At 64.1% G+C, this 17,265-nt stretch carries 15 protein-coding genes; 1 reads left to right on the forward strand and 14 read right to left on the reverse strand.

Annotation, left to right across the window (positions count from 1 at the left end; all coding sequences use genetic code 11):
* Positions 1-46 precede the first annotated feature (46 nt).
* A complete protein-coding gene (locus ACO6VM_RS03480) occupies positions 47-2,797 on the forward strand; it encodes a dermonecrotic toxin domain-containing protein (RefSeq protein ID WP_422402765.1) in 2,751 nt (916 codons plus the stop codon).
* Between the two features lie 55 nt (positions 2,798-2,852).
* On the opposite strand, the gene ACO6VM_RS03485 is transcribed toward ACO6VM_RS03480, so the two are convergent.
* The 14 genes from ACO6VM_RS03485 to flhA all read right to left on the reverse strand — a co-directional run bounded on the left by ACO6VM_RS03485 (position 2,853) and on the right by flhA (position 17,108).
* A complete protein-coding gene (locus ACO6VM_RS03485; RefSeq protein WP_110995277.1) occupies positions 2,853-3,248 on the reverse strand; it encodes a DUF2802 domain-containing protein in 396 nt (131 codons plus the stop codon).
* 1 nt (position 3,249) lies between these two features.
* Positions 3,250-3,729 (reverse strand): chemotaxis protein CheW, encoded by a 480-nt coding sequence (locus tag ACO6VM_RS03490; protein ID WP_110995276.1) that lies wholly within the window; start codon positions 3,727-3,729, stop codon positions 3,250-3,252.
* Positions 3,730-3,796: 67 nt separating this feature from the next.
* Complete coding sequence (locus tag ACO6VM_RS03495) at positions 3,797-4,696, reverse strand: CheW domain-containing protein (protein WP_422402766.1); 900 nt, start codon at positions 4,694-4,696, stop codon at positions 3,797-3,799.
* Positions 4,696-5,484, reverse strand: coding sequence for a ParA family protein (locus ACO6VM_RS03500; RefSeq protein ID WP_110995274.1), 789 nt, complete (start codon positions 5,482-5,484; stop codon positions 4,696-4,698). The genes ACO6VM_RS03495 and ACO6VM_RS03500 overlap by 1 nt, the downstream gene beginning before the upstream one ends.
* Before the next feature lie 178 nt (positions 5,485-5,662).
* A complete protein-coding gene (gene motD, locus ACO6VM_RS03505) occupies positions 5,663-6,520 on the reverse strand; it encodes a flagellar motor protein MotD (RefSeq protein WP_422402767.1) in 858 nt (285 codons plus the stop codon).
* A 3-nt stretch (positions 6,521-6,523) separates the two neighbouring features.
* Complete coding sequence (locus ACO6VM_RS03510) at positions 6,524-7,264, reverse strand: flagellar motor protein (protein ID WP_390967364.1); 741 nt, start codon at positions 7,262-7,264, stop codon at positions 6,524-6,526.
* Complete coding sequence (locus ACO6VM_RS03515) at positions 7,264-8,388, reverse strand: protein-glutamate methylesterase/protein-glutamine glutaminase (RefSeq protein WP_401056813.1); 1,125 nt, start codon at positions 8,386-8,388, stop codon at positions 7,264-7,266. The genes ACO6VM_RS03510 and ACO6VM_RS03515 overlap by 1 nt, the downstream gene beginning before the upstream one ends.
* A 45-nt stretch (positions 8,389-8,433) precedes the next feature.
* Positions 8,434-10,674 carry a chemotaxis protein CheA gene (locus tag ACO6VM_RS03520; protein WP_422402768.1) on the reverse strand — a complete coding sequence of 747 codons (2,241 nt, stop codon included), beginning with the start codon at positions 10,672-10,674 and terminating at the stop codon, positions 8,434-8,436.
* Positions 10,675-10,686: 12 nt separating this feature from the next.
* Positions 10,687-11,475, reverse strand: coding sequence for a protein phosphatase CheZ (locus ACO6VM_RS03525; protein WP_125463293.1), 789 nt, complete (start codon positions 11,473-11,475; stop codon positions 10,687-10,689).
* Between the two features lie 18 nt (positions 11,476-11,493).
* Positions 11,494-11,868: a chemotaxis response regulator CheY gene (locus tag ACO6VM_RS03530; RefSeq protein ID WP_178125875.1), complete on the reverse strand. Its 375-nt coding sequence runs from the start codon at positions 11,866-11,868 to the stop codon at positions 11,494-11,496.
* A gap of 103 nt (positions 11,869-11,971) precedes the next feature.
* Entirely contained in the window at positions 11,972-12,712 is a 741-nt protein-coding gene (gene fliA, locus ACO6VM_RS03535; RefSeq protein ID WP_110995267.1) for an RNA polymerase sigma factor FliA, read from the reverse strand.
* Entirely contained in the window at positions 12,709-13,542 is an 834-nt protein-coding gene (gene fleN / locus ACO6VM_RS03540) for a flagellar synthesis regulator FleN (RefSeq protein ID WP_008093270.1), read from the reverse strand. Before fleN ends, fliA begins: the two co-directional genes overlap by 4 nt.
* Positions 13,543-13,656: 114 nt before the next feature.
* Positions 13,657-14,967: a flagellar biosynthesis protein FlhF gene (gene flhF / locus ACO6VM_RS03545; RefSeq protein WP_390967362.1), complete on the reverse strand. Its 1,311-nt coding sequence runs from the start codon at positions 14,965-14,967 to the stop codon at positions 13,657-13,659.
* 11 nt (positions 14,968-14,978) lie between these two features.
* Positions 14,979-17,108: a flagellar biosynthesis protein FlhA gene (flhA, locus tag ACO6VM_RS03550; RefSeq protein WP_401056811.1), complete on the reverse strand. Its 2,130-nt coding sequence runs from the start codon at positions 17,106-17,108 to the stop codon at positions 14,979-14,981.
* Positions 17,109-17,265 lie beyond the last annotated feature (157 nt).

The raw sequence follows: 17,265 nt of genomic DNA on the forward strand, positions 1-17,265 counted from the left end.
GCGCCTGCCACCTTCGCCAGCCCATCAACGGCTAAGGTGCACCACCTTGAATACCCCCATCGTCAATAGCGCGGGCGTGCAGTACGTCCGCGACCATCTGCGTCACTTCCCTCGCCCCGACCGCATCGCTGCCGACGCCATCAAGGCCTGGGCGGCCCGGCACCAGCTGATTCTGGACCCCGACCAGGTCGATGTTGTCACCCTGCACTACCAGTCAGGCAGCAACGCCAGCTGGGACGGTATCGTCGTGCAGAAGCAGAGCCTGACGCAGGCCATGCTGTCGAACTGGCAAGGCGAATCCAACAACAACCTGGTTGGCGGACTGTTCGGCGAACCCTGGGCCGGGCATTTTCCCGGCAAGATCCGCCTGGTCGAAAAATTGCGTGAGCGCGAGTGGTACAGCAATGGCGCCGCCTACGAGGTGTACAACGGCCTGTTCCGACGTTCGCAGCCCCAGGAATACAGCCACAAGACCCATATCGATGTGCCAGCCGAAGACCTGCAACGGTTCATCTGGAACCTGGATTTTCATACCCGCTACAAGGCCTTGCTGGACAGCTACTGGTCCAACCACCTGGACAGCTACCGCGTCAGCGCGCAGATCAACTTCCTCGCCGCCTGCAACAAGCAGGCAGAGGAAGGCAGCCTCAGCCGCGCCGGCGTACGCCTCGCCTGGCAGGCCGCTGGAGTGACCACCCGCCCTCCCAGCGTCCAGGTCTACCCGCTGAATGTGTATGGCTATACCGCGACCGACCTGCTCTGTTTCAAGGACAAGAGCAGCGGCTTGACCTTGCTCTACATACCCGGCAACGCCTCGCCCCTGCATGAGTTCACCAGCGAGGCGCTGCTTCAGGACTGGTTCGCGCAGCAGTGCAAGGACCTGCAGAAACGCCAGGCGCTGATGGAGCACTTCGCCCAGGCCGATACGCCGGACGGCCTGAGCTACAGCGGCCTGGCAACCGCGCTCGATGGCCTGGCGGCATACCCGCGCAGCAACGACCTGAACCCTCAGCGTCCAGGCTTCACCACCGAAGGGCATTGGTCAGCGCGCGATTATGTGAACTACAAGGCTGAGACCTACAGCCCTCCCATCGAAGGCGATCTGTTCCTCGCGCTGGCCAAGCGTCACAAACGCCGCAGCTACCAGGACGCGGATTTCGTCGTCACCGATCAAAGGGAAGTGCTCAAGGCGCGCTGGCGCGGCTACCTGAAGTCGGCGCTCGACTACCTGGCGCCTCTGGCGCTGGTGGTGCCGGAACTGGCTCCGCTGTTCGCCATCGGCGGCATGGCGCAATTCGGCCTCGGGCTGGATCAGGCCATCCACGGCAAGCACCAGGCGCAACAGGCCGCGGGCGTGCAAGCGGCCGCCTTCGGCCTGCTCAACGCCGCACCGCTGTTGCACCAGCTCGCCCAGGAATCACCCTTGCTGCTGAGTTTCAAGGACGAACGCTTCGTCATGCCCAGCAGGGTCAACGGCCAGCTGGGCTATCCCATGGGGCCGGTCACGCCGCCGCACTTTCCTGAAGCGATAGCCCAGTACTTTCACAGCCCCGAGCCGATTGTCCCACTGACTGACGCCGACCCGCTGATCAGCAGCAGGGTCAGCCGCATACCGCGCTACGACGGCACGCCCGACAGCCTGTACGCGACGGTCGACGGCTATGTCACCGAAATGATCTACGACGTGGAATTCGATGCGTTCATCCGGGAGGATGAACTCAACCATGTGGACCCTACCTTCCATGTACCGGATCCTGCGGCCGATCGCCTGATGGAAGTCGATGTGCGCACCCGCCCGGTCACTGACGCCATGCGCACGGGCTCGTTGCGCGCGCTGGGTATCGACCTGCGCCTGCCGATCGAGTACCCCACCCTCGACTCCACGGCCCTGCAGCCGATTCCCAAGCAGGTATCGAGCATCTGGGTCGGCGACAAGGTGATCAGCCCAGCGCTGCTGAGCAACCTTGGAAGTAACGCCACGCGCCTGAGTCAGAGCCAGTATGCCTACCGGCTGTTCCTGTCGAACGCGACACCCGAGGCATATCGCGAGAACCTGCGCCTGCTCGCCGAACATGCACCGACCCTGCAGGTCATGACCCTGGAAGAGCAGCCGTTCTACGCCAGCTTCCAACGCAGCCGCTACTTCGCTCAGTACCAGGCCGCCATCGACGGCAATGGCGGCGTGGCCACCAATTTTTCCTCTGCCTCGGACGTGCTGCGTTACCCGCTGCTCAACCACGAGGGCGGCCTGTACCTGGACGTGGACGACACCCTGCGCGAACCTGGCAGGCCGCTGATGATCAATGGCCAGCCACGGGGTGAGCCGGGCGAGGCCATCGACTCGATAGAATTGCTCGCGCCCAGGGATGGCCTGCTGCTGTACCCACCGGTGTCCAACGAAAAGCTCGGCATGCACCTGCAGTACAACACCACGCCGATCGGCAGCCACCCGGGCAACCCACTGCTGGAGGCCATTTCGGAGGAGATGCATTCAAGATTTGCCGCGGGTCCAGGCTTCTATGACAGCCGACCCGACCCACAGGTCGACCCGCAGGCCGCCTACGGCTATGCAACGAGACTGAACAAGCTGACCGGTCCGGCCATGCTCAACAGCGTGATCGACAGGCGTCTGCCCCTGCAAGCCACGCTGCGCCAGGTCACCAACCTGTATGGCATGCCCCGGGTAAACGCAGGGCACTTCGTCGACGTGCAGCGCTTCAACCAATTGCAGCACCAGTGGCTGCCACTGGGCCGCATCGTCAGGATCGGCGGCAGCCATTCCTGGGCCACCACCTGATGTCACTCAAGCCTATCGGGGCCGCTGCGCGCCCCCGATAGCGACCTGCCGTGGATCACTCGCCGTGGTGCAACTTACGCATCAGCTCGGCCTCGGCCTGGGTCAGGCCGCAGGTTTGCGTCAGCTCCTCGACGCTGGCCCCCATGCCCACCAGCTTGGCGGCCTGGGTGAAGGTGACACTGTTGGGGTCGCGTTGTTCCAGTTGCTGGAGCTTCTCCGGCAACGGCGCGACCACCGCGCGCAGTTCGTGAATGGCCTCGCCCATGCGCACGGTGCCGTTCTGGTAGTCATCCAGGCGCTTGCCCAGGTCCTTGATACGCTGGTCACGCAGCGCATCGCCCTGGGCCTGCTGTGCCGCCAGCTCGCGCTGGCGCTTGCTGTAATTGAGGAAGAACCACAGGCTCAGCGCCCACAACAGCGCCAGGAGGATGACAGCAGCCTCGAAAATCAACTCAGATGCTCTCCAGCTCGGACCACTCTTCCTCGGTCATCATCTTGTCCAGCTCGACCAGGATCAGCAGCTCGCCGTTCTTGTTGCAGACGCCCTGGATGAACTTGGCCGACTCTTCGTTACCGACGTTCGGCGCGGTCTCGATTTCCGACTGACGCAGGTACACCACTTCAGCGACGCTGTCGACGAGGATGCCGACCACCTGCTTGTCCGCCTCGATGATGACGATGCGGGTATTGTCGGTGATGTCCGAAGGCATCAGGCCGAAGCGCTGGCGGGTGTCGATCACCGTCACCACGTTGCCGCGCAGGTTGATGATGCCCAGCACGTAGCTGGGTGCGCCCGGCACCGGAGCGATCTCGGTGTAGCGCAGCACTTCCTGGACCTGCATGACGTTGATGCCGTAGGACTCATTGTCCAGACGGAAAGTAACCCATTGCAGGATCGGATCTTCGGAACCTTGTGCAGACGACTTCTTCATTCCCCTAGCCCTCTCAATCCGCCTTCGGCGGTGTGCTCTGTATAGCCGCGGCAGTAGCGGCGTTGATTCAGTTGTGTTTGGTATTCATCTGCTTGACCGCGCCACTGGCGATCAGCTCGGCCAGCTCGGCGACGTCGAGCAGCGCGCACATGTGTTCGATCACCGTGCCGGCCAGCCACGGGCGCTGGCCGCGCTGGCTGCGCCACTTGATCTCGTTCGGGTCCAGGCGCAGCGAACGGCTGACCTGGTGTACCGCCAGCCCCCATTCGTAGCCCTGCACCGAAATCACGTACTGCAGGCCCTGGCGGAAGTCCTCGCGGTAGCGGTCGGGCATGACCCAACGCGCGGTATCGAGGACTTTCAGGTTGCCCGCCTGGCAGCTGAGGATGCCGAGGAACCAGTCCGGCTGGCCGAACAGCGGCGTCAGCTCCTGACCGGCCAGCGAGTAGATCGAGCCCAGGCATACCAGCGGCACCGCCAGGGTAAGGCCGGCGACGTCGAACAGCAGGCATTCGAACGGTTCGGCCGCCCAGGCTGGCCGGCCATCGGCTGTGGCCGGTGGCACAGGCGCGGCGGGTGCCGGCAGATGCACCTCGACCAGGGGTGCGACCGGCTCGGCGACCTGGGTTTCGGTCTGCAGCGGGACGCTGGTTTCGGCCAGCACTGGCTCCTCCACCACGCTGACCACTGGCTGGGCCGGCGGCAGAACGGTCGGCAGCACCTTGACCTGCGGCTCGGCAAAAGGCCGCGCCACTGCGGGTGCCGGCTCGGCCTGGCGGCGGGCGTCAGCGGCCTGTTCTTCGCGAACAGCCGCTTCGAATTCGTCGCTGGGCGCCTGGCTGGCCGGCTGCGCGACAGGCGCAGGCTCTGGCAGCTCGAACGACTCGGTGGCTTCCTGCAGCAGGCCATCAAGGTACGACTGCAGGGCCATTTGCGGTTTGCTGGCGATTTGCCGGGCTTGGTTCATCAGGCCACCTGCAGCGCGGAGCGGTAAGTAAGCAGGTGCTTGAGCAGCGCCCGGTAGGCAATGACGCCACGGCTTTTGCCGTCGAACTGCGAGGGCGTGACACCATTGCGGCTGGCATCGCGCAGGCGCGTGTCAACTGGGATGTAGCCCTGCCAGACCTGCTCGCCATAGGTGTCGCGCAGCACTTTCAAGGTGCCCAGCGATGCCTGGGTGCGGCGGTCGAACAGGGTTGGGACGATCTGGTAGGGCAGTGCCTGCTTGCGCGAACGGTTGACCATGGCCAGGGTCCCGACCATGCGCTCCAGGCCTTTGACGGCAAGGAACTCGGTCTGCACCGGGATCACCAGTTGCTGGCAGGCGGCCAGGGCATTGACCATCAGCACGCCGAGCAGCGGCGGGCTGTCGATCAGGGCAAAGTCGAAGTCCTGCCACAGCTGCGCCAGACTCTTGGCGATCACCAGGCCCAGGCCACTCTGCCCCGGCGACTGGCGCTCCAGCACCGCCAGTGCGGTGCTCGACGGCAGCAGCGAAATACGCTCGTCGCTGGTGGGCAGCAGCAACTGGCCCGGCAGCCCTTCGGGCACCGTGCCTTTATGCAGGAACAGGTCGTAGCAGCTGTGCTCGAGCGCGTCGGGGTTGTGCCCGAAATAGCTGGTCATCGAGCCGTGCGGGTCGAGGTCGACAACGACCACGCGCTTGCCCGCCTCGGCCAGCAGGCCGGCCAGGGCGATGGTGGTGGTGGTCTTGCCAACGCCACCCTTTTGATTGGCTACTGCCCAGACTCTCATAGGACAAATTCTATCTCGTTGATTTGGCGCGAGACTCTGTAGGAGCGGGCTTGACCCGCGAACACCGGCGAAGCCGGTGCCACTACCGCGCAGCCTGTTTCGCGGGACAAGCCCGCTCCTACAGAGGCCGCGCAAGACCACTCACCTGTATGGCCGTAAGCGTCGGGGAATTGACGAATCATTGCCCCGTCAGCGTTGCAGGTGTGACAGGTGCACTTTGTGTGCCAGCCCGGCGCAAGGCAGCATCCGGCGTGGCGTTGGCACTGCCGCTACCAGTCAGGCTGCGACGTACCTCGAGGTTGCGGGAAATCACCAGCACCACCCGGCGGTTACGCGCGCGCCCTTCGGCGGTGTCGTTGCCGGCCACCGGCTGGTACTCGCCATAGCCCACCGAGGCCATGCGCGCCGGGTTGACGCCTTCCATCGCCAGCAGGCGGACGATGCTCGCCGCTCGCGCCGAAGACAGCTCCCAGTTGGTCGGGTACTGCGCCGTGCGAATCGGCAGGTTGTCGGTAAAGCCTTCGACGTGCACCGGGTTGGCGAACGGCTTGAGGATCTTCGCCACCTTTTCGATGATCGAGAACGCAACATCGCTGGGCATGGCGTCACCGCTGCCGAACAGCAGCGAGGAGTTGAGCTCGATCTCGATCCACAGCTCGTTGCCGCGCACGGTCATCTGGTCGGACTTGATCAGGTCGCCGAACGCATCGCGCACATCGTCGGCAATGCTCTTGAGCGGATCGACACTGGCCTGGGCCAGGCCGGCGTCGGTCTGCTCGCTGTCCTTGACCAGCGGCTCGGCGGGCTTGACCGTGAGCGGGCGCTCGTCACCGATGGGGATCGGCTTCATGCTGCGCTCGGGGTCGTTGAACACCCCGATCAGCGCCTGCGAGATCTGCTTGTACTTGCCCTCGTTGATCGAGGAAATCGAGTACATGACCACGAAAAAGGCGAACAGCAAGGTGATGAAGTCGGCGTACGACACCAGCCAGCGCTCGTGGTTTTCATGTTCCTCGGTATGACGACGACGGGCCATGGGTTACTCCATGAAGCCTTGCAGCTTGAGTTCGATCGAACGCGGGTTCTCCCCTTCGGCGATCGACAGCAGGCCCTCGAGCAGCATCTCGCGGTAACGCGACTGGCGCAGGGTGACGGCCTTGAGCTTGTTGGCGATCGGCAGCAGGATCAGGTTGGCACTGGCGACACCATAAATGGTGGCGACGAACGCCACGGCAATGCCGTTGCCCAGCTGCGAAGGGTCGGCGAGGTTGCCCATCACATGGATCAAACCCATCACCGCACCGATGATACCGATGGTCGGCGCATAGCCGCCCATGCTCTCGAACACCTTGGCCGCCTGGATGTCGCGGGCCTCCTGGGTCAGGAAATCCACCTCGAGGACGCCGCGAATGGCTTCCGGCTCGGCACCGTCGACCAGCAGTTGCAAGCCCTTGCGCGCATAGGGGTCGGGCTCGGCATCAGCCACGCCTTCCAGGCCCAGCAGGCCTTCCTTGCGCGCGGTCAGGCTCCAGTTGACGACACGGTCGATACCGCCGGCCAGGTCCACCCGAGGCGGGAAGAAGATCCAGCGGACGATCTGCAGCGCCCGTTTGAACGACGACAGCGGCGACTGCAGCAACGCCGCCGCCAGGGTGCCGCCCAGGACGATCAGCGCCGCCGGGCCGTTGAGCAGCGCACCGACATGCCCACCCTCGAGGAAGTTACCGCCAACGATGGCGACGAAAGCGAGGATCAGGCCGATCAGGCTCAAGACATCCATCAGACGCACGCCTCGACCAGGTGCTTGCCGATCTCGTCCAGGCTGTACACCGCGTCGGCGAGGTTGGCCTTGACGATCGCCATGGGCATGCCATAGATCACGCAACTGGCCTCATCCTGCGCCCACACGGTGCTGCCGCCCTGTTTGAGCAGGCGCGCGCCTTCGCGGCCATCGGCGCCCATGCCGGTGAGCACCACCGACAGCACCTTGTCGCCATAGGACTTGGCGGCGGAGCCGAAGGTGATGTCGACACACGGCTTGTAGTTCAGGCGCTCGTCGCCCGGCAGGATTTTCACCGTGCCACGGCCGTCGACCATCATCTGCTTGCCGCCAGGCGCCAACAGGGCCAGGCCCGGGCGCAGCACATCGCCGTCCTCGGCTTCCTTGACGCTGATCTTGCACAGTTTGTCCAGGCGCTCAGCGAAGGCCTTGGTAAAGGCCGCCGGCATGTGCTGGATCAGCACGATCGGTGCCGGGAAGTTGGCTGGCAACTGGGTGAGCACACGCTGCAGCGCGACCGGGCCGCCGGTGGAGGTGCCGATGGCCACCAGCTTGTAAGGCTTGCGCTTGGGTGCTGGCGAATGGGCAGCCGCAGGCGCGGCAGTGCGCACCGGTGCGGCCGGGCGGGCAGGCGCGCTGCCGGCAAAGCTGCTGGCTGGGGCGTGGCTGCTGGCCGGTGCAGGCGCTGCGGCCGGCGTCGGGCTGGAATAGGCGCCGAAACGGCGGTTGCTGCGCGAGATGGTATGAACCTTCTCGCACAGCATTTGCTGGACCTTCTGCGGGTTGCGCGAAATGTCCTCGAAATTCTTCGGCAGATAGTCCACTGCACCGGCATCCAGCGCATCCAGCGTAACGCGGGCGCCTTCATGGGTCAGCGAGGAGAACATCAACACCGGCGTCGGGCAGCGCTGCATGATGTGCCGCACCGCAGTGATGCCGTCCATCATGGGCATTTCGTAGTCCATGGTGATGACATCGGGCTTGAGCGACAGCGCCTGGTCGATAGCTTCCTTGCCATTGGTCGCGGTGCCCACGACCTGGATCGTCGGGTCGGCCGAGAGAATTTCCGAGACACGGCGGCGGAAGAAACCGGAATCATCCACCACCAGGACCTTGACTGCCATAAACACTCCATTAGGTGGCGCACCCGCCAGGGCGCGCCACCGAAATCAAATACGCCGGGCGGCGTAACGCTTGAGCATGCTCGGAACGTCGAGGATCAACGCGATACGGCCGTCACCGGTGATGGTGGCGCCGGACATGCCCGGGGTACCCTGCAGCATCTTGCCCAGCGGCTTGATCACCACTTCTTCCTGCCCCACCAACTGGTCGACCACGAAGCCGATGCGCTGGGTGCCCACCGACAGAATCACCACGTGGCCTTCGTGCTGCTCCTCGTGCGCCTGGTCCTGGACCAGCCAGCGCTTGAGGTAGAACAGCGGCAGCGCCTTGTCGCGGACGATCACCACTTCCTGGCCGTCGACCACGTTGGTGCGCGACAGGTCGAGGTGGAAGATCTCGTTGACGTTGACCAGCGGGAAGGCGAATGCCTGGTTGGCCAGCATCACCATCAAGGTCGGCATGATCGCCAAGGTCAGCGGCACCTTGATGACGATCTTCGAGCCCTGGCCCTTGGCCGAGAAGATGTTGATCGAGCCGTTGAGCTGGGAAATCTTGGTCTTCACCACGTCCATGCCGACACCGCGGCCGGACACGTCGGAGATCTCGGTCTTGGTCGAGAAGCCCGGGGCGAAGATCAGGTTGTAGCAGTCCGACTCGCTCAGGCGGTCGGCGGCGTCCTTGTCCATCAGGCCCTTTTCGACGGCTTTGGCACGCAGCACGCTCGGGTCCATGCCCTTGCCGTCGTCGGAGATCGACAACAGGATGTGGTCGCCTTCCTGTTCCGCCGACAGCACCACGCGGCCGGTACGGGCCTTGCCCGAAGCTTCGCGCTCGTCGGGCATCTCGACACCATGGTCGACGGCGTTGCGCACCAAGTGCACCAACGGGTCGGCCAGGGCCTCGACGAGGTTCTTGTCGAGGTCGGTCTCTTCACCGACCAGCTCCAGGTTGATCTCTTTCTTGAGCTGGCGCGCCAGGTCACGGACCAGGCGCGGGAAGCGACCGAAGACCTTCTTGATCGGCTGCATGCGGGTCTTCATGACCGCGGTCTGCAGGTCGGCGGTGACCACGTCGAGGTTGGACACGGCCTTGGACATGGCCTCGTCGCCGCTGTTCAGGCCCAGGCGCACCAGGCGGTTACGCACCAGCACCAGTTCGCCGACCATGTTCATGATCTCGTCCAGGCGCGCAGTGTCGACCCGCACCGTGGTTTCCGCTTCGCTGGCGCCGTGCTTCTCGGCAGCCGGTGCCGGGGCACGGGCGGGAGCCGCAGCAGCCGGCTTGGCAGCCGCAGCCGGGGCCGGGGCAGCAACTGGCGCAGGTGCAGGTGCAGGCTTGGCCACAGGCTTTGCTTCTGCCTTGGGCGCGGCCGCCACGGCGGCAGCGGGTGCTTCGGCAACCGCCGCTTCGCCGGAGAACTTGCCCTTGCCATGCAACTGGTCCAGCAGCGCTTCGAATTCATGCTCGCTGATGTCATCGCCCGCAGCAGCAGGCGCGGCACTTGCAGCCGGCGCGGCAGCGCCCTGCAGTGCATCGACGGCGAAGGTGCCCTTGCCGTGCAACTGGTCAAGCAACGACTCGAACTCGTCGTCGGTAATCTCGTCGCTGGCAGCAGCGGGAGCGGCACTTGCCGCCTCGCTGGCCGCCACTTCGGTCGAAAACTGGCCTTTGCCGTGCAACTGGTCGAGCAGGTTTTCGAACTCGGCGTCGGTGATCTCGTCACCGCCGGTGATCGGCGCCTCGCCTTGCATCTGCTCATGCAGCTCGGCCTCGGCCTCGGCCTTGACCGCATCGAGCGAGTTGAGCAGTTGCTCGAACTCGGTGTCGGTGATGTCCGGCTCGGCGCTGGCCTCGGCCACTGGCGCGGCCTCGACCATGGCGGCTGGTGCCTGGGCGGCACCCGGTTCGGCCAGGCGCGACAGCGCCGCCAGCAGCTCCGGGGTGGCCGGGGTGACATCGGTGCGCTCACGCACCTGGCCGAACATGCTGTTGACCGTGTCGAGCGCTTCGAGCACCACGTCCATCAGTTCCGCGTCGACCCGGCGCTCACCTTTGCGCAGGATGTCGAACACGTTTTCGGCGATGTGGCAGCACTCCACCAGTTCGTTGAGCTGAAGGAAGCCGGCGCCCCCTTTTACAGTGTGGAAACCGCGGAAAATCGCATTGAGCAGGTCCGCGTCATCGGGCCGGCTTTCCAGCTCGACCAGTTGCTCGGACAACAACTCGAGGATTTCGCCGGCCTCTACCAGGAAATCCTGGAGGATTTCTTCATCGGCGCCGAAGCTCATTAAACGTGCTCCTTAAAAACCCAGGCTGGACAGCAGATCATCGACATCGTCCTGACCGGACACGACGTCTTCACGCTTATCGGCATGAATCTGCGGACCTTCACCCCGAGTCGGATGTTTTTCTTCATCTTTTTCAGCGCGCAGCTGCTGGTGGTCATGTTCGATACCGGCGAAGCGGTCGACCTGGCTGGCCATCAGCACGAGCTTGAGCAGATTGCTTTCTACTTCGGTGACCAGCGCGGTAACCCGCTTGATCACCTGGCCGGTCAGGTCCTGATAGTCCTGAGCCAGCAAGATATCGTTGAGGTGCCCGGCGACCTTGCGGTTGCCTTCGGCACTGTGCGTCAGGAAACTGTCGACACGCTTGACCAGCTCACGGAATTCCGGCGCCGCCACTTCGCGGCGCATGAAGCGCTGCCAATCGGCGGACAGGTCCTGGGCTTCGCTGGCCAGGGTGTTGAGCACCGGCGTGCTCTCCTCCACCAGGTCCATGGTGCGGTTGGCCGCGCCTTCGGTAAGGCGCACCACGTAGGAAAGGCGCTCGGTGGCATCGGTGATCTGCGAGACCTCCTCGGCCTGCGGCATCGCCGGGTCGATCTGGAAACTGACGATCGCACTGTGCAGTTCACGGGTGAGTTTGCCGACTTCCTGATACAAGCCCCGGTCGCGCGTCTGGTTGAGCTGATGAATCAGCTGCACCGCATCGCCGAAACGGCCGCGCTCGAGGCTCTCGACCAGTTCCTGGGCATGTTTTTTCAGGGTTGATTCGAACTCACCCAGAGAGTTGTTGGTTGACTCCATGGCGCCCCCTGAGGTGACTCAGCCGTTGACGCGTTCGAAGATCTTCTCGATCTTTTCTTTGAGCACCTGGGCGGTGAAAGGCTTGACCACATAGCCGTTTACCCCGGCCTGGGCCGCTTCGATGATCTGCTCACGTTTGGCTTCGGCGGTCACCATCAGCACCGGCAGGTGCTTCAGACGCTCGTCAGCGCGGACTTTGCGCAGCAGTTCGATACCGGACATGCCCGGCATGTTCCAGTCGGTCACCAGGAAATCGAAGTGGCCGCTTTCCAGCATCGGCAACGCGGTGTTGCCGTCGTCAGCTTCCGAGGTATTGGTGAACCCCAGATCACGCAACAGGTTCTTGATGATCCGCCGCATCGTCGAAAAGTCGTCAACGATGAGGATTTTCATGTCTTTGTTCAAGTAGACCTCCAAGCAGTCTTAAACGCGCTCGGCGCCGAGCGCGCAGTCAATCAATTCGGTAGAGCAAAAAACGACTGCATCGAACCCGGGCTCAGCGTGCCCGCCATTCCCCCAGGCGGCCGCGCAAACGCGCCGCGCACTGGCTATGCAACTGGCTGACACGTGACTCGCTGACCCCCAGCACCTCACCGATTTCCTTGAGGTTCAGCTCTTCGTCGTAGTACAGCGCGAGCACCAGGCGCTCACGCTCCGGCAGGTTGGCGATCGCCTCGGCCAGGGCGCGCTGGAAGCGCTCGTCTTCCAGGTCACGCGATGGCTCCAGCTGGCCGCTGGCCCCGTCCTCGTGCAAACCTTCGTGTTCACCGTCCTGCAACAGGTCGTCAAAACTGAACAGGCGGCTGCCCAAGGTGTCGTTCAGAATCCCGTAGTAATCATCGAGACTCAATTGGAGTTCGGCAGCAACCTCGTGATCTTTAGCGTCGCGACCAGTTCTTGCTTCAACCGAGCGCATTGCGTCACTGACCATGCGCGTATTGCGGTGCACCGAACGTGGTGCCCAATCGCCCTTGCGCACCTCGTCGAGCATGGCGCCGCGGATGCGGATGCCGGCGTAGGTCTCGAAGCTGGCGCCCTTGCTGGCGTCGTACTTGTTGGCGACTTCCAGCAGGCCGATCATGCCGGCCTGGATCAGGTCCTCGACCTGCACGTTGGCCGGCAGGCGCGCCAGCAGGTGGTAGGCGATGCGCTTGACCAGCGGCGCGTAGCGCTCGACCAGCTCGTACTGGGCGTCCTTCGACGCCTTGCTGTACATCTTGAATCCGCTCGCACTCATAGCACTGGCCCCGCGCTGGTGGGCTGCACCAGACGCTCGACGAAAAACTCCAGGTGCCCGCGTGGGTTGGCTGGCAGCGGCCAGCTGTCGACCTTCTGCGCGATGGCCTTGAAGGCCAGCGCACACTTGGACCGTGGGAAGGCCTCATAGACCGCCCGCTGCTTCTGCACCGCCTTGCGCACACATTCGTCGTAGGGCACGGCGCCGACGTATTGTAGGGCGACGTCGAGGAAGCGATCCGTGACCTTGGTCAATTTGGCGAACAGGTTGCGCCCTTCCTGCGGGCTCTGCGCCATGTTGGCCAGCACGCGGAAACGATTCATGCCGTAGTCGCGGTTGAGCAGCTTGATCAGGGCGTAGGCATCGGTGATCGAGGTGGGCTCGTCGCAGACCACCAGCAACACCTCTTGCGCCGCACGCACGAAGCTGACCACCGACTCGCCGATCCCGGCGGCGGTGTCGATCACCAGCACATCGAGGTTGTCGCCGATTTCGCTGAACGCCTGGATCAGGCCGGCGTGCTGGGCCGGCGCCAGGTGCACCATGCTCTGGGTGCCCGAGGCGGCCGGCACGATGCGTACCCCGCCCGGGCCCTGCAGCAACACGTCACGCAGCTCGCAACGGCCTTCGATGACGTCGGCCAGGGTGCGCTTGGGTGTCAGGCCCAGCAGCACGTCGACATTGGCCAGGCCCAGGTCGGCGTCGAGCAGCATGACCCGGCGGCCGAGTTCGGCCAGCGCCAGGGACAGGTTCACTGAAACGTTGGTCTTGCCGACGCCACCTTTGCCACCAGTGACGGCGATCACCTGTACGGGATGCATGCTACCCATGTCTGTTGTTTACCTTGTCTTGCTTGGACCCAGGCCACATGAGGGGCTTGATGCTCAGCGCCGCGGCCAGGCCGGGCAACCCCATGATGTAGGTACTTTGCACAGTGTTCACCTTCACCCCGCCCGCTTGCCGGGGTTGTGGTAGAGATCAGCGAACATGTCGGCCATGGCCTCTTCGCTGGGCTCGTCCTGCATCTGTACGCTCACCGCGCGGCTCACCAACTGGTGTTTGCGCGGCAATTGCAGATCATCCGGAATGCGTGGCCCGTCGGTCAGGTAGGCAATCGGCAATTCGTGACCGATGGCCAAGCTCAGCACTTCACCGAGGCAGGCAGTTTCATCGAGCTTGGTCAGGATGCAACCGGCCAGGCCGCAGCGCTTGTAGCTGTGGTAGGCAGCGGTGAGCACCTGTTTCTGGCTGGTGGTGGCCAGTACCAGATAGTTCTTCGAGGCGATGCCGCGGCCGGCCAGCGTCTCCAGCTGCATGCGCAGCGCCGGGTCGCTGGCCTGCAGGCCGGCGGTATCGATCAGCACCACGCGCTTGCGCAGCAGCGGCTCGAGCGCCTGGGCCAGGGACTCGCCCGGGTCGACGTAGGTAACCGGCACATTGAGGATGCGCCCCAGGGTTTTCAGCTGTTCCTGGGCGCCGATGCGGAAGCTGTCCATGCTCACCAGGGCGATATTGCTCGCGCCGTACTTGAGCACATAGCGTGCGGCCAGTTTCGCCAGGGTAGTGGTCTTGCCCATGCCGGCCGGGCCGACCATGGCGATCACCCCGCCCTCCTCGATCGGCTCGACCTCGGGCACGTCGATCATCCGCGCCAGGTGCGCCAGGACCATGCGCCAGGCGTGGCGCGGCTCTTCGATTTCGGCGGTCAGCTCCAGCAGTTCGCGGGCCAGCCCGCCCGACAAGCCCAGGCGCTGCAGGCGGCGCCAGAGGTTGGCCTGTTGGGGTTTGTTACCTTGCAACTGGCTCCAGGCCAGCGAACCGAGCTGCACTTCGAGCAGCTCGCGCAGGCCGGTGAGCTCCGAGCGCATGGCGTCGAACAGGCGCGGGTCGACCGGCGCGGCAGCCGGTGCGGCAGGCGCCGCCGGCGCGTCGACATGCGGCTCGACCAGCGGCTCGGAGGCGGTCAGCGACTGGCCGGCGAACAACTGCCGGTTGCCCTCGCCGATTTCGTTGCGCCCGCTGATTTCAGCCTGGGCGGTGACGATGCGCGACTGGGTCTTGCGCAACTCGTCCTCAAGCTCGGCATTCGGCACCCGTGGGGCCAGGGCGGACAGCTTGTAGTCCAGCGCGGCCGTCAACTCGACACCGCCAGCGATGCGCCGGTTGCCGATGATGGCGGCATCGGAGCCAAGCTCATCACGAACCAGCTTCATGGCCTGACGCATATCGGCGGCGAAAAAACGCTTAACTTGCATAACCCACTACCTCAGCCGTTGGGGCCCACGGTGGCAACAATGGTGACTTGCTTGTTGTCAGGTATTTCCTGATACGCCAAAACATGCAAATTCGGTACAGCCAGGCGACCAAAACGCGACAGCATGGCGCGGATCGGGCCCGCCACCAGGAGGATGGCCGGCTGGCCCTGCATTTCCTGACGCTGGGCCGCCTCGATCAACGAGCGCTGAAGCTTTTCGGCCATGCTTGGCTCAAGAAGAACACCGTCTTCCTGACCTTGCCCGGCCCTTTGCAAACTATTGAGCAAGATCTGTTCCAACCTTGGCTCCAGGGTGATCACAGGCAGCTCGGACTCAACGCCGACAATGCTTTGAACGATAGCGCGGGACAACCCGACCCGCACCACCGCCACCAGCGCGGCGGTATCTTGACTCTTCACTGCGTTGTTGGCGATGGCTTCGGCAATGCTGCGGATGTCGCGCACCGGCACCTGCTCGGAAAGCAACGCCTGCAGAACCTTGAGCAAGCCCGACAAGGAAATGACACCCGGCACCAGCTCTTCGGCCAGTTTCGGCGACGCCTTGGCCAGCACCTGCAGCAACTGCTGGACCTCTTCATGGCCAATCAGCTCATGGCAGTGCTTCTGCAGGATCTGGTTGAGGTGAGTGGCGACCACGGTGCTGGCATCCACCACCGTGTAACCCAGCGACTGCGCCTGGGCGCGCTGGCCTACATCGATCCACACTGCCTCCAGGCCGAACGCCGGGTCGCGCGAGGCGATGCCGTTGAGCGTGCCGAACACCTGGCCGGGGTTGATCGCCAGTTCACGGTCCGGGTAGATCTCGGCCTCCGCCAGGATCACCCCCATCAGCGTCAGGCGATAGGCACTGGGCTGCAGGTCGAGGTTGTCGCGAATGTGCACGGTGGGCATGAGGAAGCCCAGGTCCTGGGACAGCTTCTTGCGCACGCCCTTGATCCGCGCCAGCAATTGGCCGCCCTGGTTGCGATCGACCAGCGGAATCAGGCGATAACCCACCTCCAGGCCGATCATGTCGATGGGGGTGACGTCGTCCCAGCCCAGCTCCTTGGTGTCCATGGCACGCTGCGGCGATGGCAGCAGGTCCTGCTGGCGCTGAATCTCTTCCAGGGCCTGGGCCTTGGCCTTCTGCTGCTTCTTCCACACCAGGTAGGCAGCGCCGGCGGCCACCCCGCCCAGGCTGAGGAAGGCCATGTGCGGCATGCCCGGCACCAGGCCCATGACGATCATCAGCGCGCCGGAAACCGCCAGGGCCTTGGGCGAGTCGAACATCTGCCGATTGATCAGCTTGCCCATGTCCTCGGAGCCCGAAGCACGGGTCACCATGATCGCAGCAGCGGTGGACAGCAGCAGTGATGGCAATTGCGCCACCAAACCGTCACCAATGGTCAGCAGCGCGTAGACCTTGCCGGCATCGCTGAAGGTCATGTCGTGCTGCAGCATGCCGATCAGCATGCCGCCGATGAGGTTGATGAACAGGATCAGCAGGCCGGCGATGGCATCGCCACGGACGAACTTGCTGGCACCGTCCATCGAGCCGTAGAACTCGGCCTCCTGGGCCACTTCGCTACGACGCGCCTTGGCCTGGGCCTGGTCGATCAGGCCGGCATTGAGGTCGGCGTCGATGGCCATCTGCTTGCCGGGCATGGCGTCAAGGGTGAAACGCGCGCTCACCTCGGAGATACGCCCGGCACCCTTGGTCACCACCACGAAGTTGATGATCATGAGGATGGCGAACACCACCGCACCGACGACGTAATTGCCGCCGATCACCACTTCACCGAACGCCTGGATCACCTTGCCCGCGGCGCCATGCCCTTCCTGACCATGCAGCATGACCACCCGGGTGGACGCGACGTTCAGCGCCAGGCGCAACAGCGTGGCCACCAGCAGGATGGTCGGGAAGGCGGCGAAATCGAGCGGGCGCAGGGCATAGACGCACACCAGCAGGACCACGATCGACAGGGCGATGTTGAAGGTGAAGAACACGTCGAGCAGGAACGGCGGTATCGGCAACATCATCATTGCCAACATCACCAGCAGTAACAGCGGCACGCCGAGGTTGCCCCTGCCGAGACCGGCCAGGTTGTTGCGCGCGTTGCTGATTAACTGAGTGCGATCCACCGCGAGTCCTCTTGAAGCAAAACTTTGACGCCTGGGTGGCGCCTGGCGCTGGCTTTGCAAGAAGCTTTCCAACTTTGGGGAAAGGGTGGAGAAGTGTTCGCCTTGAGAGGTGTTGCGCCTGTGAAATCGAGCGCCGCCCGCGCGGCGCTTCGCGGGT

Source organism: Pseudomonas sp. GZD-209, assembly GCF_049310485.1.
GTDB lineage: Bacteria > Pseudomonadota > Gammaproteobacteria > Pseudomonadales > Pseudomonadaceae > Aquipseudomonas > Aquipseudomonas sichuanensis.